This window comes from Cytobacillus dafuensis (assembly GCF_007995155.1).
Taxonomy (GTDB): Bacteria; Bacillota; Bacilli; order Bacillales; family Cytobacillaceae; genus Cytobacillus; species Cytobacillus dafuensis.
In genome coordinates, this window is the sequence record NZ_CP042593.1 from 2,581,896 (window position 1) to 2,606,596 (window position 24,701).

Below are 24,701 nucleotides of genomic sequence, written 5' to 3' on the forward strand. Positions count from 1 at the left end.
TTTACCAGCCACGGTCCTGCATCCTTTCTGCAGCAGCTAGTTTCGAAATTTCAATCCCTTTCATCGGATTACCCAATTCTTTGGATAGCTTCCCAATTAAATCATAATCATTGTAATACGTTGTAGCTTGTACAATCGCACTTGCAAATTTTTCAGGGTTTTCAGATTTAAAAATACCAGATCCTACGAATACTCCATCTGCACCTAGCTCCATCATAAGGGCAGCATCCGCTGGAGTAGCTACACCACCTGCCGCAAAGTTAACGACTGGAAGTTTTCCTTCTTTCTTAATTTGTTTTAATACTTCATAAGGTGCTCCTAAAATTTTTGCCTCTGTCATGATCTCATCATCACTCATAAGCGTTACTTTACGAACTTGTGCTTGAACCTTGCGCATATGGCGGACAGCCTCTACAATGTTTCCTGTACCAGGCTCACCCTTCGTACGAAGCATTGCAGCCCCTTCTCCAATGCGTCGAGCTGCTTCACCAAGATCTCGGCAGCCGCAAACAAATGGAACTGTAAAATCACTTTTTAATAAATGAAACTCTTCATCTGCTGGAGTCAGCACTTCACTCTCATCAATATAATCTACTCCCATAGCCTCTAAAACTCTTGCTTCAACAATATGTCCGATACGTGCTTTTGCCATTACTGGAATGGATACTGCGTTCAATACTTCTTCAACAATTCGTGGATCTGCCATTCTTGCGACGCCGCCTGCAGCACGGATATCGGATGGCACTCTTTCTAATGCCATAACAGCAACAGCACCTGCTGCTTCTGCGATTTTTGCTTGCTCTGCATTAATGACATCCATAATGACGCCGCCCTTTTGCATATGTGCCATTCCTCTTTTTACTGTTTCAGTACCTAATAACTTTTCCATGTTATCCACTCCATTTCCTTATACTTATTGTAAATTTCTAATATATTATTTAATATAAAAATTAAGTGACTGTATTAAAAGAGTCAGTTTTTCAAAAAACAATAGGGTCAGTCTAAGGAGATTACTATGGATATGTTATCGTGTCATTTAAATCGTTCAATTGATATACCTTTATATGAACAATTATATTTATTTATTAAGAAAGAAATTACTGAAGGTCGCTTAGAATATGGTTCAAAACTTCCCTCGAAGCGCAAATTAGCGGAGTTTCTTAAAATTAGTCAAAATACAGTTGAAACCGCTTATGATCAATTGACATCTGAAGGCTATGTTGAGGTATTGCCTCGAAAAGGCTATTATGTGATGGCTCATGAGGATTTAGCCTATGTCCAAACGATTAAACCTATTCTGGACATGAATAAAGAAAATAGTATGGAATATAAATATCATTTTCATCCAAGCTGGATCGATACAGAAAATTTCCCATTTGATAAATGGAGGAAATTCGCAAAAGATACAATAGATAAGCAGCATCATTCCCTCCTATTACTTGGTGAGTCACAAGGAGAATATGAGCTTCGCCGAGAAATTGCCCATTATTTATATCATGCTCGAGGTGTACAATGTTCACCAGAGGAAATTATCATAGGAGCCGGTATTGAAATATTATTACAGCAGCTTGTACTTTTATTCGGTGAAAAAACAGTTTATGGTGTTGAAGACCCAGGGTATCATTTAATTTTACGAATTCTCAAAAGCTATCCGAATGAAGTTTATCCTCTTGAAGTAGATGAAGAAGGGGTAAAAGTGAAGCCTTTAGATAGCTCAAGTATTAATGTAGTTTACGCAACACCATCACATCACTTTCCATATAAGACAGTACTCTCTGTCAACCGACGAACAAAGTTATTAAATTGGGCAGCTGAGGCGGATAATCGGTATATTATTGAAGATGATTATGATAGTGAATTTCGATATAGCGGTAAATCCATCCCTTCCCTACAAAGCATGGATCATGGTGATAAAGTCATTTATCTCGGATCCTTCTCAAAATCCTTGATCCCATCGCTTCGAATTAGCTATATGGTACTGCCAAAACGATTGCTGAAGCGCTACAAGGAAGAGTTAAATTTTTATCATTCCTCTGTTTCGAGAATTGACCAGCATATTTTAACACAGTTTATGAGAGAGGGAGATTTTGAAAAGCATCTAAATAGAATGCGAAAAGTCTATAGGCGCAAGCTTGATAGCATCATTGGGCTGTTAAAGCCATTTCATGAAGTGTTAACTATTATTGGAGAGCATTCAGGCCTTCATATCGTCCTTGTCGTAAATAATGGCATGGATGAACAAGAACTCGTCCAAAAAGCGGCCAATGCGAGCATAAAGGTTTATCCACTCTCTTATTATTCACTTGAGAAAAATTACGAAAATCCTCCCAAAATCATTCTCGGTTTTGCAGGAATTCCAGAGGACGAATTAGAAAATGCCATTCATTTATTGTTAAAAAGCTGGGATGTTTTGTAATTATAAAAACATAACATGTTAAAAAACCCCTTTAAATGAACACTCCCGTGAATATTTATAGGGGTTTTTAACAATAATTAATTCATGATTGCTGAAAAGGTATCCCATATTTATCCATCAACTTAAGTGTTTACCTACATTTACTATCTCTGAATCCCCTGTTTCTACCGTATCCTCTGACCTTGAAATAATTACCGCACAAACTGCATCCCCGGTAATATTAATGGATGTTCTGCACATGTCAATAAGGCGATCGACTCCTAGTACTAATGCAATTGCTTCAACAGGTAGATTGACTGACGTTAACACCATAGAAAGCATGATTATACCAGCACCAGGAACTCCCGCAGTACCAATACTTGCAAGTGTTGCAGTTAATATAACTGTCAGCAATTGGCTCATGCTTAAATTTTGGCCATAAACTTGAGCAATAAAGATCGTAGCTACTCCCTGCATGATAGCAGTACCATCCATATTTATTGTTGCACCTAATGGTTGTACAAAACTGCTGACTGTTTTAGAAACTCCGAGATTGTTTTGGGCTGACTTCATGGAAATTGGTAGTGTTGCACTGCTGCTAGACGTGCTAAATGCAACAACCATTGCAGGAGAAAAACCCTTTAAAAACTTTATTGGATTCATTTTTCCTAGGAATGATAAAGCAGAACCGTAAACTATGATAAGATGCAGCAGCAAAACAAAAAGGACCACAAACATATATTTTCCCATTGCGATTACTGCATCTAAGCCCTGTCCGCCTATGGCAGTAGCAATTAAAGCAAACGCACCATAAGGAGCAAATTTCATGATTACATTTACTAAATACATGAGTACTTCATTGGCTTGTTCAACTATGCGGACTATTCCTTGAACCTTATCACCTAGGCGTGCTAAACCAAATCCTATAAAAATTGAAAAGGCAATAATTTGCAGCATTGATTCTTGAACCATTGCATTGAATGGATTTGTCGGAATAATATTAAGTAATGTCTCAATAACAGGTGGTGCTTCCTTTTCTTCATATTCCGCACCTTCCAGTTGAAAATCTCCTGCTCCTGGCTGAAATAGCATTCCTACAGCTAAAGCCAAAATAATGGCGATTGCAGTCGTAACCAGGAAGAATGCAATCGTTTTTCCGCCAATTCTTCCGAGCTTTCTTGGATCACTTATTCCTGCACTTCCTAATATTAGTGAAACGATTACAATTGGAACAACAAGCATCTTTATTAAATTTATGAATATTTTTCCTAGAGGAATTAATAAATATTTTGAGGCTGAGTCAAAAAACCCTGGAATTGCAAGGTTAAATAACAAGCCAGTAATAATACCTAAGCCCATTCCAATCAATATTTTCTTGGTTAACGACATTTCCTTCCTCCTTTTAACAGAATATACAGATTATTATAAATATTACATATTTTAAGTTCAATAAGGCTTATGTAACATATTTCTAAAATAAGACTTAATTCATATAGAATAAGTATGAGTTTTTTACAACAATGGAAACAAAATACCTGAATCAATTGATTATTATTCTCTTTTTTCCTCGTAATCAATTGCTATTTACCAAATTTAGGAGAAAAATATTTCTTTCAATCTAAAATTATGCGAAAATAGAATCTAGTCAGATTGCATAAATTGAAGTAAGAGCATAATAAAAGAGAGGTATTCCACATGTATTGGTGTAAAGTTGCACGCACAGAAAAGGAATTTACGGAAATTGCAAAATTAAATTACGAAACGTTTGTGGAGGAAATTCCACAGCATGAGCCGGATAAGAATGGCATTCGTGTGGACCCTTTTCATAACGAGAATAAATATATTATTGTTCTTAAAGATCAAGAGCTTGCTGGGATGATTGCCATACGTGATCAACGCCCCTTTTCCTTAGATAAGAAGGTAGGACCAGTCGAAGAATTACTTTCAGAAGATGCATTGGAAGGAAAGCTATGTGAAATTAGACTGCTTGCTGTGAGAAAAGAGCATCGAAATGGTCGTGTTTTTATCATGCTTGTCGGTGCACTATCTGATTATGCTTATCGAAAAGGATACAGTGCCGCGGTTATTTCCGGGACAGTTCGTGAACTAAAGCTGTATAAACAAATGGGTTTTGAGGCATTTTCAGATCCCGTTGGCTCAGACGATGCTCAATTTATTCCTATGGTATTGACAAGGAAGCTATATGAACAATCGGTTGGAGCAAGACTTAAACAAAAGAGATACTCCTTTTATCCAGGACCTGTACAATTAACAGACGATATTCAATCTTCCCTTATAGATGGGCCAGTTTCACATCGATCTTATGACTTTACAGTAACCATGGAAAAAGTAAAGGATCGTTTAAAGAATATGAGTCATGCAAAATATATTCATTTATTGGCTGGAAGCGGAACTTTAGCAAATGAAGCAATGATCGCCCAGCTAAAACGGCTTTCTGGAAAAGGATTAATTCTTGTAAATGGGACATTTGGAGAACGGTTACTGAATCAAGCAAAGAGATGGGGGCTCACATTTGATTGTATGCATCTCGAATGGGGGCAACCTTATGATGAGGTTCAATTATCTAGTAAACTTGCAGAAGAAACATATGAATGGCTATTAATGGCCCATGGTGAGACATCAACTGGTATGCTAAATCATTTAGAAATGGTGCAAAACCTTTGTAACACGCATCATGTTAAGCTCTGTCTCGATTGTGTGAGTTCATTTGGCTCGCTGCCTTTTTCACTTTCCGATGTTTATTTAGCAACCGGAGTGAGTGGAAAAGCAATTGGCACAATGAGTGGATTATCGTTTGTATTTTCAAATCATGAAATTGCCATAGATCCAACCTTACCTTCTTACCTAGATTTAGGCTTGTATGCGAATGGAAAGATTCCCTTTACATACTCATCCCAGTTATTAAACAGCTTCGAAACAGCATTAAATGCCTATAAGGATAATAATCGCTATACATTATTGAAAAACCGTTACGAACAACTTCTCAGCTCAGAAAGCAATAAAGAATTGTCATTTTTAACACCTTACGGATATCCAATGATTGTTACATTAATGGGTGAAGAGAGCTGTCCGAATATGGCAGAGGATGCTGCACTATCTGGTTTTGATTTACATTATAAAAGTGCCTATTTAGAGGAAAAAGGCTGGGTACAGCTATCAATCATTCAACCAGACTTTGAAGTAGCATGGAAAAAGTTTCGCAAGTGGCTTCTAAATTATAAAACTTACCAAACAATGGAATGAGATAAAAAATAAAAGAAGTGGTCTCATTAGGCATCCATGAGACCACTTTTCGCTTGGTTTCCAAGTGAAGTGGTCTCATAAGGCATTCATAAGACCACTTTACGTTTAATTCCTAAGGGAAATGGTCTCATCAGCATTTTCTTAACAAAATAGCATTACATAAGTCGATTTTTTTCCGACTTTGTAATGCCTCTTATTTTGCTTATAAAAAATTAGTAATACGATCTTAAGTTTTAAGACAGCCTCTTCAGTCTGTTGACAAACGTTCGCTTTCTTCGTTACTCACTAAATTTAAATAAAAGTTATATAAACAATTTCGTTTCTAAAACAACTGGACAATGGTCACTCCCCATCACGTCACAATGTATTTGAGCTGAATTTATTGCATCTTTCAGCTTTTCAGATACGATAAAATAATCAATCCGCCACCCAATATTTCGCTCTCTTACCTTTGACATATAGGACCACCAAGTATAAGCCCCTTCTGCATCAGGATATACATATCTGAAGGAATCAACGAAGCCCGAATCAAGCAATCTTGTCATCTTCCCCCGTTCTTCTGTCGTAAATCCAGAGTTACCATCATTTGATTTTGGATTTCTTAAATCAATCTCATTATGAGCAACATTAAGATCTCCACAATAAATAACAGGCTTATTCTGGTCTAATTCATGAAGATATTCTAGGAGCTTGTCCTCCCATTCTAACCGATATGCTAGACGTGCCAAGTCACGCTGTGAATTAGGCGTATAGACATTAACTAGATAGAAGTTTTCAAATTCAAGCGTAATGATCCTGCCTTCTTCTTCTGTTTCGTTCTCCCCTACCCCATATTTAACTGATAAAGGTTTCTTTTTTGTAAAAACGGCCGTTCCTGAATAGCCCTTCTTTAGAGCATAATTCCAAAACTGATGATAGCCTTCTAGCTCAAGTTCAATCTGTCCCTCTTGAAGCTTTGATTCTTGTATACAAAAAATATCAGCATCTACCTCATGAAAATAATCTAAAAAGCCCTTCTTCACGCAAGCTCTTATTCCATTTACATTCCAAGAAACAAATTTCATGCTGTAAATTCTCCTTTAAAAAAATGACACTATTTTAATAGAGTACCATAGAACATGTTTTCGTGCACTTATGATATGACAAACATCCTAAGAACAATAACTAAAAATGGAACAAGCAAAAACATGTAAATATAATATTTAAACTCCACCATTTTATCCTTTTGACCTAAAAACTTAGCTAGTGGCCATTCTATTATTCTCATAATTATTAAAAGGCAAATAACCAAAATTAATGAGGAGACTTTATCCAAACCAAGATAATTGGGAAGAAATAACGCAAAAAAATAAGCAAAACTTACTGCTAGTAATTCTGATCTTCTATGCTTTGTCTTAAACATCCATTCTAAGCTCTTCATACGAGACCACCCTTTAAAACTAATCTAATATCATGTAAAATTCGACATCTTTCTCCTACATTATGACATCATTAAATGGAAAAAGTAAACAAGTCAATGATTGAATCTTTCAAAAAAACTTACAATTTACTTTCTCCCATTCAAACAAACACTATTTTAGAGTTTTCACAAACCTTCATGTATATTTTTATTAAAAGGAGGTTTCAAAATGGCTGAGCATTATTTTCAACTAATAGCACATTGGCCTGGTCTCAGAAATGATGTCGGTGAAATAGAAACAGGCGGATTAAAAACAAAGGTTTCCATCCCTCCTGAAATGGACGGACCGGGAGTTGGAACGAATCCAGATGAAATGCTTCTTGGCGCAGCGGCAACTTGCTATATTATTACATTGGCAGCAATGATGGAAAGAAGCCATTTAGAAAAGATTGACTTAACAATGGAATCTATTGGTATTGTGGATGTTACAAAAGGTATCATCACATACAAAAAAATCATCCATCGTCCATGCATTACTCTAAAGAAAAATGCCTCTGAAAAAGATGTGAATTTAGCATTGAAATTAGCGCAAAAAGCTGAGGCATCTTGCATGATCTCACGTGCATTAAAAGGTAATGTTGAGATTGAATTAGACGTGACAATACTTAAAAAATAAATTTGCAAAACATCAGTCCTTTGCTTAGTGCTACATTTTAGTTTCGTGAAATGTGATGTTTACATAGACAGACATTAATACGTTTATCTCGCAATATGATAACTGTATAACATCAATGGTGGTGATGAAATGGCTGTAGTAAAGGCAACTGATTCAGATATTGACTTATTAGCAAGATTGCTACGGGCAGAGGCTGAGGGCGAAGGAGAGCAAGGAATGATGATGGTTGGAAATGTTGGTATAAATCGAATTAGGGCAAATTGTTCAGACTTTATAGGAATACGAACAATTCCACAAATGGTCTATCAGCCACATGCATTTGAAGCGACACAAAATAGTTACTTTTACCAGAGGGCTAGGGACAGTGAACGACGCCTCGCGCGTCGGGCTGTTAATGGAGAGTGGATATGGCCTGCTAAATATTCTCTCTGGTATTTTAGACCGCCTGCAGATTGCCCTCCTACTTGGTATGATCAACCTTTTGTGGGGCGTTATAAGCTTCACTGCTTTTATGAGCCTACTGCAGTGGAATGTGAAAATGTATATAATACATTTTAAAGATTTGCTTAATCCGTCTGAAAAACCTTTGACGGATTAAGTATTTTTCATTTCAGTAGCTTTTGTTTCTATAGCTACACCATACTAGAATGATCAGAAATTCTCCTTTTTAACCTTCATCGCTAAATATTTCTGCCAAAAAACGTTCACGGTGCTGCAGAAAATATTTTGTTATTTGATAATGATCTGTATCCTCATACCCTATTTCAGAAATTTCTCCTTTATCGAAGTTTAATATAGTAGCATCAGGAAACCCTAGTAAAATAGGTGAATGGGTTGCAATGATAAACTGCGCTTGTTCGTTCTGTGTTAAATCACGAATAATTCTCATAAAGGATAGTTGACGTTGTGGCGACAGAGCCGCCTCTGGCTCATCAAGCAGAAAAATTGCTTCGCCTTTAAAGCGATTTAAAAAAAGCGAGAGAAAAGATTCACCATGTGATTGTTCGTGCAGCGACACTCCTCCATAATCCCGAAAACCGGTATCATCCACCTCATCCAAATGGGATGCGAAATGGTAAAAGGATTCTGCACGAAGAAAAAAGCCATTCGTTACCTTTGGCATCCATGAAAGACGAATGAATTCACCTAATGATGAAACAGATGCATGAACTTCATACGAATTATTCCTCCCTCCCCCAGCTGTATTGAAACCGCATTTCTCGGCAATTGCTTCTAATAAAGTTGTTTTTCCCGATCCATTATCGCCAACAAAAAAAGTGACATTCTTCTTCAAAATAATTTCATCCATACTTTTAATGCTCGGAATGGAAAAAGGATATTGAGAATAGGATGGAATATTATTCTGTAAAAGCGTAATCCTTTTTAAAAACATAATGATCTCCTAGGGTTTTTATTCATATTAGATTTTATTTCGATATTCTAGTCAAGAATCCCTTTTTAACTATTGTTCATTCATACAGATTGGCATCGCAAATAAAGTGAAACTTCCATCAGTGGGGGTTTTTCGACGCACAGGACGTGGCGTTCTTAGTCGGCCTTCATCCCCCACTGATGGTTAGTTGCGGCCCACAGGAAGTGGGTCACGCAGACGTTGCCACACGATGTGGCGCTTTTAGTCTGTGTTCATTTTATGGGCCGTTACGGGCAGTTGATCCCCCACTTACTTTTCTTTGTATACGCGAATCCTTGAAGTGGGGGTCTTACTGCCCGTTAATCTGCGATAAAATATGCAAAAAATTAGTGCCTTGCTTAGTGCTACAGTTTTGTTTCGTGAAATGTGATGTTTACATAGACAGACATTAATACGGATATCTCGCAATATGATAACTGTATAACATCAATGGTGGTGATGTAATGGCTGTCGTAAAGGCAACTAATTCAGATATTGATTTATTAGCAAGATTGCTAAGGGCAGAGGCTGAAGGCGAAGGAGAAAAAGGAATGATGCTTGTTGGTAATGTTGGAATAAATCGAATTAGAGCAAATTGTTCTGACTTTAAAGGACTGCGAACAATTCCACAAATGGTCTATCAGCCACATGCATTTGAAGCGACAACAAAAGGTTACTTTTACCAGAGGGCTAGGGATACTGAGAGGCGCCTCGCTCGTCGGTCAATTAAAGGAGAATGGCAATGGCCTGCAAGATATTCTCTTTGGTATTTTAGACCGCCTGGAAATTGTCCTCCTACTTGGTATGATCAACCTTTAGTGGATCGCTTTAAACTTCATTGCTTTTATCAGCCTACTGCAGAAGAATGTGTGAATGTTTATAATACATTTTAATGAATTGCTTAATCCGTATGTTCATAACATAAGACGGATTAAGCTTTTTTGTTTTAGACATATAGGTACGATTCCTTTTCATTCATTATCACTAAATATTTCTGACAAAAAACGTTCACGGACCTGCAGGAAATATCTCGTTATTTGGTAGTGTTGTCGAAATTGCTTGATTCTGCTGAAATCCGTCTTCTTTTGATAGCTTTTGTCATGTTGCAGGAAAAATGGGTAGCCGTTGATGAATTATATTTTACATTGAAAAAGAAAATTTGGTATTACATCCGAAGCATTCATGACAATTTTATCAATGAAAGGAATGGACATTAATGACAAGTCACTTCGTCAAAGCCTATACAATTAAAGAAGTATCAAAGATTCTCAACGTACCTCCAGGGACACTTCGGCAATGGGAAAAAGATTTAGAAGGATTACTTACAATCCCACGTTCGAAACAAGGTGCGCGTTTTTATACAGATGATGAAATAAAATTGCTGGATACCATTAAACAAATGCGTGATAAAAATTTAAGTAAAGATATGATCAGAGAGTTATTGCAAAGGAATCTCGTTTCGGATACTGACTCTGTCCCCCATATCACCTCATTATCACCTATTTCAAATGATATTCAAACAGAATCTGAAAAGGATCAAGCGGCTTTGTTCCTCTTGGCAATGGATACATTTAAAGAGCAATTAATTAATGACGTTAGAAATGAGATCCGTACAGGCATTCGAAAGGATGTGTTAGAGGAAGTGAAAAAAGAAGTTTCAAAAGGATCTTTACACACGGTGAAAAGCTTATCAGATTCCATTTATAAGGCAAATGAAAAAACAAAGCTTGAAATCCATGAGCTTTCCAACCATTTACATAACGCTTCGGAACAAACCTCTGAATCTCTCGGAACGTTGACAAAAAGGGTTGCGAAAGCCTCAAAAGGTACTTCCGAACAAATTCGTTATTTAGCGAATCGCGTTACAGAATCCTCTGAAGCCGCATCTGAAGAATTTAAGACCATGATCCATTATATATCTAGCTCTGCTGAAGTTACACATACTGAAATTAGTGCTCTTATCGAAACATTAAACTCAGACAGAGAAATATATATTGAAACGATAAACCGCGAACGAGAACAATATTGGGATGAGCTTAATCAAAGAGAAATGATGTTCCAAGACATGATTGTTAATTTTCGAAGTGCCGCAGCTGCTGCAGAACAAAAAACGAAGCCATGGTGGAAATTTTGGCAATAAGAAAAACAATCACTCAAATTATGCCTTCCTAATATTTTGTCGCATAGGATGTATCGTGCAGACTATGCGACAGGACAAAAAAGCTTCGGAAGTAAACATCCACAACTAGATTTTCCACTTTATTTAATATTTGTCCCATAAAAAATCTCGTCCATTTCTGTTGTTAGACGTTCTGTAATTTCCTCTAACTCATGAGGTTTTAGCTTATCTTTTGTATACCCAAATAAATAATTATTCAAATCAAAATATCTGATTCTACATTTCGTATGAAAAATATTTGACTGATATATATTAACATCAATCATATCGAATTCGTTTTTTATCTCATCTGGAATATAATTTTGAATGGAGCTTATGTTATGATCAATAAAAAGCTTATGTCCATTCTTATCCCTTGTAAAGCCGCGAACCCGATAATCAATTGTCATAATATCTGTATCAAATGAATGAATTAAAAAATTTAACGCCTTTAATGGTGAAATTTCTCCACATGTTGATACATCGATATCAGCTCTAAAAGTACTTATTCCTTCAGAAGGGTGAAATTCAGGATAGGTATGGACCGTGATATGACTTTTGTCTAGCTGCATCACAACGGATTCAGGCAGTGGACCAGGAGATTCATTAAAGGATTCAGTTGGAACTTCAACAACCGGCCCTTCAGAAACAAGCATCGTTACACTTGCACCTTGTGGAACATAGTCCTGCTGTGAAATATTCAGAACGTGTGCTCCAATAATATCCGCAACGCTCTTTAATATTTTCGTTAATCTTTCTGCGCTGTATTCCTCATCTATATATTCGATGTACGCTTCTCGCTCTTCCTTCGTTTTCGTAAAACAAATATCGTACATATTGAAGCTTAATGTCTTTGTCAAATTATTAAAACCATGCAGTTCAATTCTTTGTTCTGGAGTTAAATTCAAGTCTATACCCCCTTTTAACATGTCAAACCATTATGTTTTTTAAATATTGTTATATTACCCATTATTAATTGAAAAATTTGTACAAGTGAAATGTTCTATAAAGTGAAACTTCCATCAGTGGGGATTTTTTCATCCCCCACTGATGGTTAGTTGAACCAATCGGGCTTTTACGGGCAGTTGTCTCCCACCTATCTTCCTCGCTTCTCTCTCAATCTTGAGTTGGGGGTCTTACTGCCCGTTAATGCGGGATAAATCAAAATTTCTGCCAAAAATAACTAAGTGTATTTGATTTTAATAATTGAATTTTACTATTTATAATGAAAAGGAATAATTGAAGATATAAATAGAAAGAAGATGAAACATTGAGGAAAATATTTAGAACATTATTTTTAATGCTCCTTTTATTTATTTCATGGCCTTTTATTGAAAAACAAATTGAAAAAACGGAGTACGATCCTATATTGCAAAACATGAAAATGGAGATTCAATCAATAACAGAAAATCCTCATGTTTCTGCAGCAATCGATACGATATCCACAACAATTCATGAGCTTACAGGGAAAATTAAAAGTCTCCCTAAAAATGAAGACGGGAATGAAAGCAATCAAGTTAAACAGCAAGATTTGGCTGTACCAACTGACCAGGTTTTTTCTGTCTATAATATTATTCTTGGAGAAAGTAAAGAAGAAGTTGAAAAGCAGCTAGGAGCACCTCAACGGTCATCAATGAATGAATATGGAACGAACTGGTATGCTTATCATGATCATTATCACAACTTTATGATGGTTTCTTATGATTCGAAAAATAAAGTTGATGGATTATTTACAAATCAGGACTTAATTTCTTCTGCAAACGGCATAAAGCTTGGAACCCCCAAGGAAATGGTTTATCAACAGCTTGGAAAGCCTTTAAACGAAATACGAAAAGGTCTTGTTTTTTATAAATTCGAGAATAATCGGGATTACGATGTTTTCAAGATAGACAACAGCTATATTACTATTTTTTACGACAAACACAAAAATAATACGGTTACAGCCATTCAAGTCATTGATGAGGATCTTGAACAAAACAAGAAAGGTTTTTATTCAGAAGAAAGTAAACAATTAAAGGAAGGCTTTGAATATCAACTATTTGATCTAACGAATGCAGACCGGGTCAAAAATAATCTCCCTGCATTAAAATGGGATGATCATGTTAAAGAAACTGCACGAAAGCATAGTAATGATATGGCTGAGAAAAACTATTTTTCCCACACAAATTTAGAAGGTCAATCACCATTTGACCGAATGAGTGAGGATGATATTTTCTTTACAGTAGCAGGAGAAAATCTTGCCACAGGTCAATTTAGCAGCATCTTTGCCCATGAAGGATTGATGAACTCACTCGGCCACCGTGAAAATATACTCAGGCCGGAATATGAGTTATTAGGTGTCGGTGTTTCCTTTAACGATGAATCTCAACCATATTATACTGAAAACTTCATTAAAAAATGATTAATTGACATATTGTCAAACTTCTATAAGTGGGGGTTCTTTCAACCCCCACTTATAATTTCTCTTTTTCCTTCAACTCTAATAATGGTGATTTTACATCCCGATATTCTGTGTCTTCATCGGTTTCATCCTCAATTTCCTGGCCAAGCATCGCTTCTATAATATCTTCAAGGCTAATGATCCCTTTTGTACCACCATATTCATCAAGAACAATGGCAAGATGTTTCCTTTCTCTCATCATTAATTTATAAACCTTTTCAATAGAATGAAATTCGAAAACAAAAATTGGATTATTGTCTGCGAATTCTTCCATTTTATTATTTGGTTCCACTGACCAAGCGAGTAATTGTTTTGCATGAAAAACGCCGACAATATGATCCAAATTCTCTTTATATATAGGATACCTAGAATAATTATGATTTAATATAATTTCCCTAACTTCATCAAACGTCGAATCGTAAGGAATCCCTTCAATATCCATTCTCGGTGTTTTAAGGACATCATGAACATATAAACGATTAAAATCGATAACTCCTTTGATTCTAATGGTTTCTTCATTTCTAAATGTCCCTTCATTTGTCGCAATATCTACCAATGTCATTAATTCTTCCTTTGAAACAGAGACCGTATTATTCACATTTTTTGCAAAGAGCTTAATAATCTTGCTCGTGAACTTTGATAATAAAAAGGTTAATGGTTTTAAAATAAATACTAGAACTCGAATGATTGGGAACACAGTATAAGCAATTTTTTCTGGTAATGAGGCTGCAATTGACTTTGGCAGAACTTCACAAAAAATAATCAGGACAACGGTTAATATACCTGTCGCCACACCGACATTGAACCCATACTTAATCGCAATAACTGTAACTAAAGTTGGAAGCATAATATTCGCTATATTATTTCCAATCAAAATAGCTGAAATGAGCTCATCCGGCTTTGAAACAAGTTTTAAAAGCTTTTTAGATTTAATATCATGATGATCAGCTCTTGACTTTAACTTCATTTTATTAACTGCTGTTAAAGCCGTTTCACTTCCAGATAAAAAAAAGGACATAATCATAAAAAACACAATTGCAATAACCAATGTCGAAAGCCTCCATCATTTTTCTATAAATGTTATTTTCTCCATATTTTCTGTTCTTTAACTTAAAATGGGAAAAATGATGAATTTTTTTCTAGTATCATAAAAAAGAGGAATAAATTAAACCGAATCAATTTTTTCTTACTCAATAAAAAAAGAGCAGTAATATTAACCTGCTCTTGGAATACTCCTATTTAACATAGCCACTGCTTATGAGATATCCCAATCTAATCTTGTTTGCTCAAATAATTGGGAATGACAACTTAATTGTCGTACCCATATTCTTTTTGGATTGCACGATAATCGTGCCATGATGAAGCTCAGCAATGGCTTTGGCAATGCTCATACCTAAGCCAGCTCCTTTTGAGCTTTCATCCGTGTTAGTCCCTCTATAATACCGATCAAATAAATGCTCAATTGTTTCTTCATCTATCCCCATACCATTATCTGCGATCAAAATGCAAACAGAATCTCCTGCATTTTCTAATGATACCGAAATCTCTGTTCCTGGTGGATTATGTTTTATCGCGTTGAAGATGAGGTTATCAATCATCCGCTCAAACCAGCGCTGATCGGCTAGGATACTAACCTCTTTTTCTGTGCCTTGAAAAGAAAATCTTGTATCTTGGAGAGTCATATCATTTACAAATTTCAAAATATTAGCTCTTACAAGCTCGTTCACATTGCTTTTAGTAAAAGAATGTGGCAGTGAGTTATTTTTCAGCTGGAAGGTTAGGGTAAAATCATCTAGCAAATCTGTCATATAATCCCCTTTTTCTCGAATCATTTTCCCCATATCCTTCAATTCATCTTCCGTCCATGTGTATTGACCGCTTTCAAGCAAATGACCGTATCCTTCAATGGTGGAAAGTGGTGTTCGTAAATCATGTGATATCCCTGTCATCCATTCTTCTCTTGTTTTTTCTAAACGATTTCTCTCCTTTTCTGCAGAGGCAAGCTTTTCTGCCATTTGATAAAAAGCATTAAAGACTTCCTTATAGAGTCGATATTTAATTCGTACCTTCCCATTTTTACGGAAAATCTTCTTACGCTCCTTCTCAGTTAGAACCTCGTCATATAAGCCGTGTCCCATTCTTTCGAGCCATCCAGAGAAGATTAGTAGTGGCTGTCCGTAACGGAATCCATGCCAAATAGATATACCAACGGTTACTACGAGGAAAGCAGCTCCTATAATGATGAAAACACGAATGAAATCACCAAGAAACGAACCACTGCTTAAACCGTCTCCGTTCCTAGGAAATTGCAGTATCCATGTATTTCCTGAAGCAGAATCGTTATAAACAACACTGTCATTTTCATTTATTCCTGGGGCTTGACTTCTTATTAGTACATCTAAAGGCTCGTACTTCTCTTCTTTCATTTCTTCTCCAATAGATTGTATGACATCGCCATTTTCATTTAATACTTGGAGTGATCCATGAATAGAAGCAAGCTCCTTCTCAAGCCCTATTACTTGGCTTTCTTTGATTAGACCACTTTGACTAAATGTAAAAAACCAGTTTTGTAGCATATCTAAATGATTATTTTTGTAACCAAGAAAAAATAGAAATGGTTTCTCATATGTGGTATCAAGCTGAGAATAAATATAAAACCCTTGAAATTGTTTAGTATTTTCGATCTGCATGATTTCATTAACCGTATAGTGGTTAGGCAGCTTGCTCGGAGTATTATGAGATCCAATTACATCCCCTTCATTATTAATTACTTGTACCCAAAAACCCATTTTCTCTAAATGTACTTTCAACTTTTCATGGAATTCTACTTTGTCTTCAGTCACATTTGTTGCCGTATATATCGCATCAAGAGCTCCCAAAGGGAAATTACGCTTTAATTCTTCATTCATAATAAATTGTAATAATAATGTAAAAAGCACGACAAACGTGATAACAATGACAATCGTTAAGAGAATGAACTGAAGTGAAAAATGGATCGCTAGTCTATTCCGTAAAGATTTCAATTTTCTCTCTCCTTAACGAGCTTATATCCAAGTCCACGAACAGTTTGTAAATAATACGGCCTACTTGGATCTTCTTCAATTCGTTCTCTTATTCTTCTAATATGTACGGTAACTGTATTATCATCTACAAAACTATCGAAGCCCCAGACAGCCTCAAGGAGCTGTGTCTTTGAAAATACAATATTCGGATGCTTACAAAAATATTGCAGGAGAAGAAAGACTTGGGCTGGACATGGAATCAGTTTTCCATTCACAAGTAATTCACCTGCTTCCTCATCCAGGACAAAATGACCGAAATCATACCTTGCTTTATCATCCTTCTTGATGATTGTCCCTCCAGATACTTGACTTCTTCTCCTCAGTCTGGCTTTAATTCTCGCAGCAATTTCCAATGGATTAAATGGTTTCGTGATATAATCATCCCCGCCAATCGCAAACCCAGTTAAGACATCTAGATCGGATACCCTCGCAGTTAAAAATAAAATATATGCATTCGTTTTTTCTCTTATTTTTGGACATAGATCAAAACCGCTTTGATCAGGCAGCATGACATCGAGGAGGATCATATCAACTTCATTCTCTTCAATACATTGCAAAGCCTCGTTTGCCGTATAAGCTGTGTGTATTTTTTGAAAGCCTTCTTTTTTTAAAACTGTTTCCAGCATTTTCACGATGGATTTCTCATCATCGACAATTAATATTTTCGTATTTTCCATATACCTGCACCTCGATCATATCCTACCACAACTACATTACCAGAATATTACCTGATTACTAAATAATTTATGAAATGATAATGTGCTGTTAGTCTTGTTGCAATCTTTATTTATTATTCTATAATAGATAAATCATTTAGAGGAGTAATGCAATGAATACACAAAACCAACGAATACAAGTTGTAGACGCAATTAGAGGGTTTAGTCTTTTAGGGATATTGATCGCTAATATGCTTATTTTTCAATATGGAATCATGGGAAAAGATGAGATGGATTTCTATTCAGTATCGGCATTTGATAAAGGAGTCCATACATTTTTAAAAATTGCTGTCGAAGGAAGCTTTATGCCCATATTTGCTTTTCTATTTGGCTACTCATTAATAAAAATGAAAGAAAGTCTGGAAGCAAAGGGGTTAAAACCAAAAAGAAATCTTGCACGCAGATATATTCTGCTAATCATTTTGGGTGCACTTCACAGTACTTTTTTATGGGAAGGAGATATTTTGCTCTCCTATGGAATAATGGGTTTTTTCCTCCTTATGTTTATGAATCGAAAGAAGAAAACACTTGTAATCTGGGGAATTATTCTTCTGATCTTAACTTCATTCATGGGTCTTGGCATGAAGGAACCTGTACCATTGGAAGATGAAACAAGAATGGCTGAATACGTAAAGGACACGTATGCAGTATACGGAAGTGGAACTTATGAAGAAATTAAGTATCATCGCAATAATGTAGATCCATTAGGACTTCCAGATTATATTTATTTAATAATGTTCATCATTATGCCGTTTGTAACAGCCCCACTGTTTTTATTCGGGATGTATGCTGCAAAAAATCAGGAATTTCATGATGTGAAAAATAAGTCAAAGTTTTATTTTAAGTATGGAATAATGATTACAATTCTTGGATTGCTGATGAAAGGCGGAGTATATTTATTCCCTGATCTAGGCTGGTTAGGCATGTTAAACATGCTTGGCGCAAATATTTTATCACTCGGGTATATCTGTTTATTTGCATCTATTTATTCACTTATGCATAACTCTCTACTATTTAAGGCATTTGAATCTGTCGGAAAACTGTCACTGTCTAATTACCTTTTGCAAACTGTAATCTGTACAACAATATTTTATAGCTATGGCTTTGGTCTCTTTGGAAAACTCGGTGTGCTCTACGGTGTGCTTTTATCTCTCTTCATTTATGGATGCCAGCTAATTATGAGTTATTGGTATTTAAAAATATTTAAAACGGGTCCAGTTGAAAAATTAATGAGAATTTGTACGTATTTAACATTAAGCGGTAGACCGAAAGTTAAAAAACAACCTGACGAAACATATGTGAGAATAGTGTAATTTAGATGGGACTTCTTAAGGAAGTCCCTAAATTTTTGTATGTATCATTAATAAAGTTCGATTAGCGCTAATATTTTTATTGGTAATGATTATCTACCCTATGCGTATGCTAGAATAGATATTGCAATTAGGTAGGAATAAAATTAAAAAAGAACTCAGTTTTAAAAAATCTTGAGTCCTTTTTTATAAACAATTATATTTATATTTTTGACTATCCTTATTCTAAATCTTGTCCAAGGCTATAATATTTCTTAAATACGTCTTCTAAATTTTCATTTGTTTTAAAAACGTTCTCTCCAACAATGTTTGTAGTCATTGTTACCGAAGGTTCTTCTTCATCTTCATAGAATGCAATACCGTATAAAACACCATTTATTTCTTCTTTATTTGTTTTTAAGAGAGTAAATGTAATATTGTTTAACTCTCTAGTCAATTCTGATATTATCTCAGGGGAATCAATTACATGCAAGTTACCAGTTGATCCATCTGTAATAGTTACTTTGGTTATTTCTTGCAAGTCCCCATTATATAATTCTGCAAAAGAAACCCTTTTGTCTGAACACCCACCTATAAAAATATATAAAATACTTAGGATTAATAACCAACTCTTATTTTTCATTACATCACAACTCCAAATAACTAGAATTTACTTGAAAGAAATTTTATCAAGAAAGGATGTATCTAAAGCTTTTAATTGGAAATTCCTCAAATAACTGTAACTGGTTCATCTGACCACTTCAACCACACCTTCGTTCCTGTTTCACTCCAATTATCATGGACAATAAATTTTTCTTTAAATGGAAAACAACATGGTTATTATATCACTTTTTTCCTTATTATGGCTAAAACAATTGTTAAATAATTGATAATATTACATAGTTTTACATAATTCAACCAATAATTTACCAGATTATTATGATATTACCTTAAATGACCGTTTTTGCTTCTTTTTACGGAAACAAATAAAGAGAATTTCTTATTGATCGTATTTCCTTCAATTACAACAAATAAAGGAATTGGTTGCTATCCATTAAATGTACAGGCAATATTAATTCTTTCTTTACCTTTAAGGCATTCAATAATTTCTTAGTCATTTTTCTATTATCTATGTTATACTTTAACAGCATTAATTTGGGGATATATAATATGAGAGTGTAGGGTTATTCCCCCCTATTTTCGTCTATTCTGTGGGGAAAACAAAATATTAATAATAGTAAAAGGAGCTATACTGCATATGGAAATAGATTTCATTAATATTCTTAAAGCAATTATTCTTGGGCTTGTCGAAGGCTTAACAGAATTTGCGCCTGTCTCTTCTACAGGACATATGATTATAGTGGATGATATGTGGCTTCATTCAAAGGAGTTTTTGGGAACACCGACAGCGAATACGTTTAAAGTGGTTATTCAGTTAGGATCTATCCTAGCAGTGGTTATCATCTTTAGGGATCGATTCTTTGAGATGTTAGGTCTGGGTCGTAGAAAAAAGGAGAATGTCTCTGGGGAAGGCCATTTAAAGCTTACTCATGTTATTATTGGTTTGATACCTGCAGGTGTTCTCGGCGTTTTATTTGAGAATTATATTGATGAATACTTATTTTCCACTAAAACGGTATTAATCGGGTTAGTCATCGGCGCCATTTTCATGATCATGGCAGACATTTTTGGCGGAAAGAGCCCAAAGGTTAACACGGTTGACAAAATCACTTATAAGCAAGCTCTCTCGATTGGTCTTATTCAATGCTTCTCTTTATGGCCAGGCTTTTCCCGTTCAGGATCAACCATCTCTGGTGGTGTATTATTAGGATTAAGCCATCGAGCAGCAGCTGATTTCTCATTTATTATGGCTGTTCCGATTATGGCTGGAGCTAGCTTCCTTTCACTTTTGAAAAATTGGCAATATATCACACTAGATGCACTGCCATTTTTCATTGCTGGTTTTATAAGTGCATTTGTATTTGCCCTTATTTCGATCCGTTTCTTCTTAAAAATGATCAATAAAATCAAACTTGTTCCATTTGCAATTTATCGAATTGTTTTAGCACTAGTCATTTATCTTGTATTCTTCTAAAAAAAATGGACTATCCCAAAAGGATAGTCCATTTTTTCATTCTGATATTTGTTTCATTGGGACAGAGGTTATCTCTCCTACCATCTTACGTTTTGCTAGCCAAAGTAAAAATATTACTGGAACACCGAGAAGGCTTGTCGTAATTAAGCCAGCAGGTATAGAGATCGATAAAGCAATCCAGCCGACTAGAGGTCCTCCAGCAATTTGACCAAAGGCATCAAGCTGGCCAAACATTGACAGCATTGTGGCACGTCCCTTAGATTCAAGTCTTTGATTTAACCATATACTATACAGCGGAGCATTTAATCCTCTCAAGCTCGAGCTAATCCAATAAGAAGCAAGGGCAAGCCATAGATTTCCACTTATAGCAAAGAGAAAAATACTAACAATCAATATACTATTGATGATGAGAAGTATCCAGACAAAACGTAGTTCACCTGTTGCTGAAGCCTTTACTTCAATCCATTTCACCAATCCGATATTTAGCAATAATGCAATCGCGTTGATTAAGCCAAACCAAATGATAGCGGAGCTTGCAGACAACTGTATATCTTCAAGGAAATGGACTTCCCATAAGCGGTCAAAGCCTTCACTTGCTAGTCCCCACATAATAGATACCCCTGCCATACTTAACAGAATGACATTATTTTTTATCTTTTGAAATCCACAAATAATAACTGACGCCATTTGCTGAATTTGAGAATGGCTTGTACGTTCCATTTTTACAAAATGCTTCTCTGGCATATTAATAGCTAACCATAAAGCAAGTATAAAAAACGAACATGCCGCTGCAATAATGGCGATTTGCACGGAAAACAGCATAGAGATTGCTACACTGGCGGCAATACCAATAATTTTCCCAATTGAGGCCATCTGAGAGCCAGTCAGAAATAGCTTATCCAAGTCCTTTCCTTGAACCTCATCGGCAATCCAAGCTTCTTCTGCTCCACTAAAAAAAGTATAGCCTAAACCCCAAATCGCATATGCTGCGCCAATCGATAAAAATAGCGGTATACTGCCTTCAAGTAAATGAGCACAACCTAGAATAACCGTTCCTATTACAATCGACCATTTCCTGCTAAAATGATCGGCGATTACACCAGTAGGTATTTCAAATACCAATACGGATATCTCCATTATTGTCCCAATTAGGACTAGCTGCAGCGGGTTCAAACCTGCCACTGTTACAAAATAAATGGCATTCACGGTAAAAATGACTTGAAATAAAAATGCACGTATTCCTGTTAATCGATAATAAACTTTTCTTGCTTCCAAAGTAGTTCCTCCGTTTCAATCTCTTTATTAGTGCATAAATAAAGTCTGAAACGAAGATCAATTAAATCATAAGGGCCTTCGTTTCAAACTAGGAAACAAGTACCTCTTTTAACATAAAAATCCACTCCCTTTTTCAGATATTCCCATTATAGTTTAGTTGTTATAAACCTGTCATTAATAATTTAAAATACTCTTTCAAATTTAAGTTCAGTTCGTTTTGTTTTGCCGTATGATAAAAAATTGATAAAATGACAATCAAATATATCTTTAAAGTGAACTTTTTAAGAAAGAGGCTGAGTTTATGTCTTATCTTTCACAAAATAAATCATTAAAAAATATACGATATTCTGTTCTTGACCTATCTCCTATCGTTGTTGGCGGTTCAGCAGCTGAATCGCTTCAAAAAACATTAAATTTAGCACAACATGCAGAAAAATGGGGTTATCACCGTTACTGGCTAGCAGAGCATCATAATATGCAAGGGATTGCAAGCTCGGCAACGTCTATCGTTATTAGCTATGTAGCAAATGGGACATCCACGATTCGTGTTGGCTCAGGAGGAGTTATGCTACCAAATCATGCTCCTTTAATCATTGCAGAGCAATTCGGCACACTCGAATCATTGTACCCAGGAAGGATTGATCTTGGCCTTGGACGTGCACCTGGAACGGATCAATTAACTTCAAGGGCATTAAGGCGTGATCGCAGAAGTGATGGCTCTGACTTTCCAGAACAGTTAGAGGAATTGCGGATGTATTTCGATCCATCAAGAGCTTCAGAACCTCTTCATGTTCGAGCAGTCCCTGGTGAGGGATTGAAAATTCCGATTTGGCTGCTTGGTTCAAGCGGATACAGTGCGCAGCTCGCTGGTCAGCTTGGGCTTCCATTTGCTTTTGCAAGTCATTTTTCACCAGAAAACACATTACCTGCACTCAGCTTATATCGTCGCAGCTTCCGGCCATCAAGTATTCTGGAGAAACCTTATGCCATGGTAGGAGTTAATGTGATTGCAGCAGATACAGATGAAAAAGCAAAATGGCTTGCAACCTCGATGCAGCAGCAGTTTCTTGGTCTGATTCGCAATACTCCTGGTCAATTAAAGCCACCAGTTGATAATATGGACAATCTTTGGAGTGAGTATGAGAAGGCACTTCTTCAAAAACAGCTGGGATCCTCCATTGTTGGCAATCAAGAAATGGTAAAAGATAAGCTGCAACATTTTCTCATTGAAACGATGGCAGATGAATTCATGATCAATGCTCAAATTTTTAATCACGACGATCGCCTTCGTTCGTTTGAACTTGTTTCCGAAATTTTTAAAAGGCATTGATATCGTTTAAAAAAATCAATAAAAACCTTCACAAATCGGAACAGCTTCGATTATCGGTGAGAAAACAATAAATAACCGCCTAATTGGGGACGCAATTCATATATGAATTGGTGTCCCCTTTTTTGTTGTTATATCTACACTTTGATAGATTTAACACACTAATTAACATATCAATACGCATAAAAAATAACAAAACCTCGTAAATTTATGCGGTGTTGTTGATACTTGTGCTAAACCCGTACAACGATTGGGAATTACAAATAAAGTGAAACTTCCATCAGTGGGGGTTTTCTTTCATCCCCCACTGATGGTTAGTTGAACCAATCACGCTCAAAACGCCACGTCCTGTGGCTTTCGCCTGACTAGGACATCGTGTCCATCGTCGGGCCTTTACGGGCAGTTGATCCCCCACTTAAATTTCTTTAATTCTCTCGCAACCTTGAAGTGGGGGTCTTACTGCCAGTTAATCTGCGATAAAAAGTTGGATTTAAAAGAAATAATTTATCTGAGGTAGTTCGCTAAATACGAAGCTGGCTTATTTTTTGAAGAGAATTGGAATTTTTATGTTAATATAAATAAAAAACAAGGAGGAGTATAGTGAGTAAAAAACAGAAAACCATTTTTGTTATTTCATTAGTAGTAAACTCACTTTTGATAGTTTGTTTGGTTATTGGATACTTAAAAATGAGTTTAGTTCATAAAGAATTATTTTACACAGAAGTACAATATAAACTTGTAGAACTTGATGGTTTAATAGAACATCAAAAAAAGAACGATTGGTCTGACCCCAACCTCGTTACAACTCAATTAGGTGATGTTTTAAATGGATTAGATGTTGCAACAAATAGTGGTAAATACTCAGGCTGGCTTTCAAACGATGAGCGAATGACAATGGAGCGTCTAAATAGTGCATTAAGACAATACCCTCATGATGAATTGTATAAGTTTGATGTATTAACTCAGAGTGACAAAAATGATTTTGAAGATTTACAATCAAAACTTCAAAATGTAGGTTTTGGAATGGATATGACCATCAGTAACGATTGGAAAACTTTTATTATTAAGTCAGAAAAACTGCTGGATCTTTTAGTAAATAATTAAGTTCTAATAATATTGCTAATGACAATGTTTTTTTAGAAATAAAAGGAGTGCGAATGGCACTCCGTTTTTACTGAAATTATTACTCTTCTC

The 24,701-nt window shown here is 35.8% G+C and carries 22 protein-coding genes; 11 read left to right on the forward strand and 11 right to left on the reverse strand.

Annotated features, from left to right (window positions below; genetic code table 11):
- Nucleotide 1: 1 nt before the first annotated feature.
- Nucleotides 2-889, reverse strand: coding sequence for a pyridoxal 5'-phosphate synthase lyase subunit PdxS (gene pdxS, locus FSZ17_RS12235; protein ID WP_057776496.1), 888 nt, complete (start codon nucleotides 887-889; stop codon nucleotides 2-4).
- A gap of 126 nt (nucleotides 890-1,015) precedes the next feature.
- Between pdxS and pdxR the strand changes: the two genes are divergently transcribed.
- On the forward strand, nucleotides 1,016-2,416 hold the full coding sequence (gene pdxR / locus FSZ17_RS12240; protein ID WP_057776495.1) for a MocR-like pyridoxine biosynthesis transcription factor PdxR: 1,401 nt from the start codon (nucleotides 1,016-1,018) through the stop codon (nucleotides 2,414-2,416).
- 117 nt (nucleotides 2,417-2,533) lie between these two features.
- Here the strand turns inward: pdxR and FSZ17_RS12245 are convergent, their stop codons facing one another.
- The gene (locus FSZ17_RS12245) at nucleotides 2,534-3,784 is read right to left on the reverse strand and encodes a dicarboxylate/amino acid:cation symporter (protein ID WP_057776494.1); all 1,251 of its coding nucleotides are present in this window, start codon (nucleotides 3,782-3,784) and stop codon (nucleotides 2,534-2,536) included.
- A gap of 306 nt (nucleotides 3,785-4,090) precedes the next feature.
- Here FSZ17_RS12245 and FSZ17_RS12250 point away from each other — a divergent pair, with 306 nt between their 5' ends.
- Nucleotides 4,091-5,659, forward strand: a complete 1,569-nt coding sequence (locus FSZ17_RS12250; protein WP_057776493.1) for a GNAT family N-acetyltransferase — start codon at nucleotides 4,091-4,093, stop codon at nucleotides 5,657-5,659.
- Between the two features lie 302 nt (nucleotides 5,660-5,961).
- On the opposite strand, the gene FSZ17_RS12255 is transcribed toward FSZ17_RS12250, so the two are convergent.
- Complete coding sequence (locus FSZ17_RS12255; protein WP_057776492.1) at nucleotides 5,962-6,723, reverse strand: exodeoxyribonuclease III; 762 nt, start codon at nucleotides 6,721-6,723, stop codon at nucleotides 5,962-5,964.
- A 68-nt stretch (nucleotides 6,724-6,791) separates the two neighbouring features.
- Nucleotides 6,792-7,079, reverse strand: coding sequence for a hypothetical protein (locus FSZ17_RS12260; RefSeq protein ID WP_057776490.1), 288 nt, complete (start codon nucleotides 7,077-7,079; stop codon nucleotides 6,792-6,794).
- 208 nt (nucleotides 7,080-7,287) lie between these two features.
- Here FSZ17_RS12260 and FSZ17_RS12265 point away from each other — a divergent pair, with 208 nt between their 5' ends.
- Entirely contained in the window at nucleotides 7,288-7,734 is a 447-nt protein-coding gene (locus FSZ17_RS12265; protein ID WP_057776487.1) for an OsmC family protein, read from the forward strand.
- A 129-nt stretch (nucleotides 7,735-7,863) separates the two neighbouring features.
- Nucleotides 7,864-8,292 (forward strand): cell wall hydrolase, encoded by a 429-nt coding sequence (locus FSZ17_RS12270; protein WP_057776485.1) that lies wholly within the window; start codon nucleotides 7,864-7,866, stop codon nucleotides 8,290-8,292.
- A gap of 109 nt (nucleotides 8,293-8,401) precedes the next feature.
- Here FSZ17_RS12270 and FSZ17_RS12275 read toward each other — a convergent pair whose 3' ends face one another.
- Entirely contained in the window at nucleotides 8,402-9,127 is a 726-nt protein-coding gene (locus FSZ17_RS12275; RefSeq protein WP_057776483.1) for an AAA family ATPase, read from the reverse strand.
- 482 nt (nucleotides 9,128-9,609) lie between these two features.
- Between FSZ17_RS12275 and FSZ17_RS12280 the strand changes: the two genes are divergently transcribed.
- Nucleotides 9,610-10,038: a cell wall hydrolase gene (locus FSZ17_RS12280; protein WP_057776482.1), complete on the forward strand. Its 429-nt coding sequence runs from the start codon at nucleotides 9,610-9,612 to the stop codon at nucleotides 10,036-10,038.
- A 323-nt stretch (nucleotides 10,039-10,361) separates the two neighbouring features.
- Entirely contained in the window at nucleotides 10,362-11,285 is a 924-nt protein-coding gene (locus tag FSZ17_RS12285; RefSeq protein ID WP_057776480.1) for a MerR family transcriptional regulator, read from the forward strand.
- 119 nt (nucleotides 11,286-11,404) lie between these two features.
- On the opposite strand, the gene speD is transcribed toward FSZ17_RS12285, so the two are convergent.
- Nucleotides 11,405-12,211, reverse strand: coding sequence for an adenosylmethionine decarboxylase (speD, locus tag FSZ17_RS12290; protein ID WP_057776479.1), 807 nt, complete (start codon nucleotides 12,209-12,211; stop codon nucleotides 11,405-11,407).
- 362 nt (nucleotides 12,212-12,573) lie between these two features.
- Between speD and FSZ17_RS12295 the strand changes: the two genes are divergently transcribed.
- Nucleotides 12,574-13,704 (forward strand): CAP domain-containing protein, encoded by a 1,131-nt coding sequence (locus tag FSZ17_RS12295; RefSeq protein WP_228460184.1) that lies wholly within the window; start codon nucleotides 12,574-12,576, stop codon nucleotides 13,702-13,704.
- Between the two features lie 52 nt (nucleotides 13,705-13,756).
- Here FSZ17_RS12295 and FSZ17_RS12300 read toward each other — a convergent pair whose 3' ends face one another.
- The 3 genes from FSZ17_RS12300 to FSZ17_RS12310 form a co-directional block, all read right to left on the reverse strand.
- A complete protein-coding gene (locus tag FSZ17_RS12300) occupies nucleotides 13,757-14,791 on the reverse strand; it encodes a CNNM domain-containing protein (RefSeq protein ID WP_082625436.1) in 1,035 nt (344 codons plus the stop codon).
- 238 nt (nucleotides 14,792-15,029) lie between these two features.
- Nucleotides 15,030-16,766 carry a sensor histidine kinase gene (locus FSZ17_RS12305; protein ID WP_057776478.1) on the reverse strand — a complete coding sequence of 579 codons (1,737 nt, stop codon included), beginning with the start codon at nucleotides 16,764-16,766 and terminating at the stop codon, nucleotides 15,030-15,032.
- A complete protein-coding gene (locus tag FSZ17_RS12310; RefSeq protein WP_057776476.1) occupies nucleotides 16,763-17,482 on the reverse strand; it encodes a response regulator transcription factor in 720 nt (239 codons plus the stop codon). Before FSZ17_RS12310 ends, FSZ17_RS12305 begins: the two co-directional genes overlap by 4 nt.
- 152 nt (nucleotides 17,483-17,634) lie before the next feature.
- On the opposite strand from FSZ17_RS12310, the gene FSZ17_RS12315 reads away from it, so the two are divergent.
- Nucleotides 17,635-18,834, forward strand: coding sequence for a DUF418 domain-containing protein (locus FSZ17_RS12315; RefSeq protein WP_057776475.1), 1,200 nt, complete (start codon nucleotides 17,635-17,637; stop codon nucleotides 18,832-18,834).
- Between the two features lie 217 nt (nucleotides 18,835-19,051).
- Here the strand turns inward: FSZ17_RS12315 and FSZ17_RS12320 are convergent, their stop codons facing one another.
- On the reverse strand, nucleotides 19,052-19,453 hold the full coding sequence (locus FSZ17_RS12320) for a hypothetical protein (protein ID WP_057776473.1): 402 nt from the start codon (nucleotides 19,451-19,453) through the stop codon (nucleotides 19,052-19,054).
- A 621-nt stretch (nucleotides 19,454-20,074) separates the two neighbouring features.
- Between FSZ17_RS12320 and FSZ17_RS12325 the strand changes: the two genes are divergently transcribed.
- Entirely contained in the window at nucleotides 20,075-20,905 is an 831-nt protein-coding gene (locus FSZ17_RS12325) for an undecaprenyl-diphosphate phosphatase (RefSeq protein ID WP_057776504.1), read from the forward strand.
- Between the two features lie 36 nt (nucleotides 20,906-20,941).
- On the opposite strand, the gene FSZ17_RS12330 is transcribed toward FSZ17_RS12325, so the two are convergent.
- Nucleotides 20,942-22,180 (reverse strand): MFS transporter, encoded by a 1,239-nt coding sequence (locus tag FSZ17_RS12330; protein ID WP_057776471.1) that lies wholly within the window; start codon nucleotides 22,178-22,180, stop codon nucleotides 20,942-20,944.
- A gap of 301 nt (nucleotides 22,181-22,481) precedes the next feature.
- Here FSZ17_RS12330 and FSZ17_RS12335 point away from each other — a divergent pair, with 301 nt between their 5' ends.
- Both FSZ17_RS12335 and FSZ17_RS12340 read left to right on the forward strand, forming a co-directional pair.
- Nucleotides 22,482-23,510 (forward strand): LLM class flavin-dependent oxidoreductase, encoded by a 1,029-nt coding sequence (locus FSZ17_RS12335; protein WP_057776469.1) that lies wholly within the window; start codon nucleotides 22,482-22,484, stop codon nucleotides 23,508-23,510.
- Between the two features lie 597 nt (nucleotides 23,511-24,107).
- The gene (locus tag FSZ17_RS12340; RefSeq protein WP_057776467.1) at nucleotides 24,108-24,611 is read left to right on the forward strand and encodes a hypothetical protein; all 504 of its coding nucleotides are present in this window, start codon (nucleotides 24,108-24,110) and stop codon (nucleotides 24,609-24,611) included.
- Nucleotides 24,612-24,701 lie beyond the last annotated feature (90 nt).

Coding starts and splice junctions, on each gene's coding strand:
- FSZ17_RS12320 (WP_057776473.1), bottom strand. CDS start 19,453: ATGAAAAATAAGAGTTGGTTATTAATCCTAAGTATTTTATATATTTTT.
- FSZ17_RS12310 (WP_057776476.1), bottom strand. CDS start 17,482: ATGGAAAATACGAAAATATTAATTGTCGATGATGAGAAATCCATCGTG.
- FSZ17_RS12315 (WP_057776475.1), top strand. CDS start 17,635: ATGAATACACAAAACCAACGAATACAAGTTGTAGACGCAATTAGAGGG.
- pdxS (WP_057776496.1), bottom strand. CDS start 889: ATGGAAAAGTTATTAGGTACTGAAACAGTAAAAAGAGGAATGGCACAT.
- FSZ17_RS12335 (WP_057776469.1), top strand. CDS start 22,482: ATGTCTTATCTTTCACAAAATAAATCATTAAAAAATATACGATATTCT.
- FSZ17_RS12285 (WP_057776480.1), top strand. CDS start 10,362: ATGACAAGTCACTTCGTCAAAGCCTATACAATTAAAGAAGTATCAAAG.
- FSZ17_RS12265 (WP_057776487.1), top strand. CDS start 7,288: ATGGCTGAGCATTATTTTCAACTAATAGCACATTGGCCTGGTCTCAGA.
- FSZ17_RS12280 (WP_057776482.1), top strand. CDS start 9,610: ATGGCTGTCGTAAAGGCAACTAATTCAGATATTGATTTATTAGCAAGA.
- pdxR (WP_057776495.1), top strand. CDS start 1,016: ATGGATATGTTATCGTGTCATTTAAATCGTTCAATTGATATACCTTTA.
- FSZ17_RS12255 (WP_057776492.1), bottom strand. CDS start 6,723: ATGAAATTTGTTTCTTGGAATGTAAATGGAATAAGAGCTTGCGTGAAG.
- FSZ17_RS12245 (WP_057776494.1), bottom strand. CDS start 3,784: ATGTCGTTAACCAAGAAAATATTGATTGGAATGGGCTTAGGTATTATT.
- FSZ17_RS12260 (WP_057776490.1), bottom strand. CDS start 7,079: ATGAAGAGCTTAGAATGGATGTTTAAGACAAAGCATAGAAGATCAGAA.
- FSZ17_RS12250 (WP_057776493.1), top strand. CDS start 4,091: ATGTATTGGTGTAAAGTTGCACGCACAGAAAAGGAATTTACGGAAATT.
- FSZ17_RS12270 (WP_057776485.1), top strand. CDS start 7,864: ATGGCTGTAGTAAAGGCAACTGATTCAGATATTGACTTATTAGCAAGA.
- FSZ17_RS12275 (WP_057776483.1), bottom strand. CDS start 9,127: ATGTTTTTAAAAAGGATTACGCTTTTACAGAATAATATTCCATCCTAT.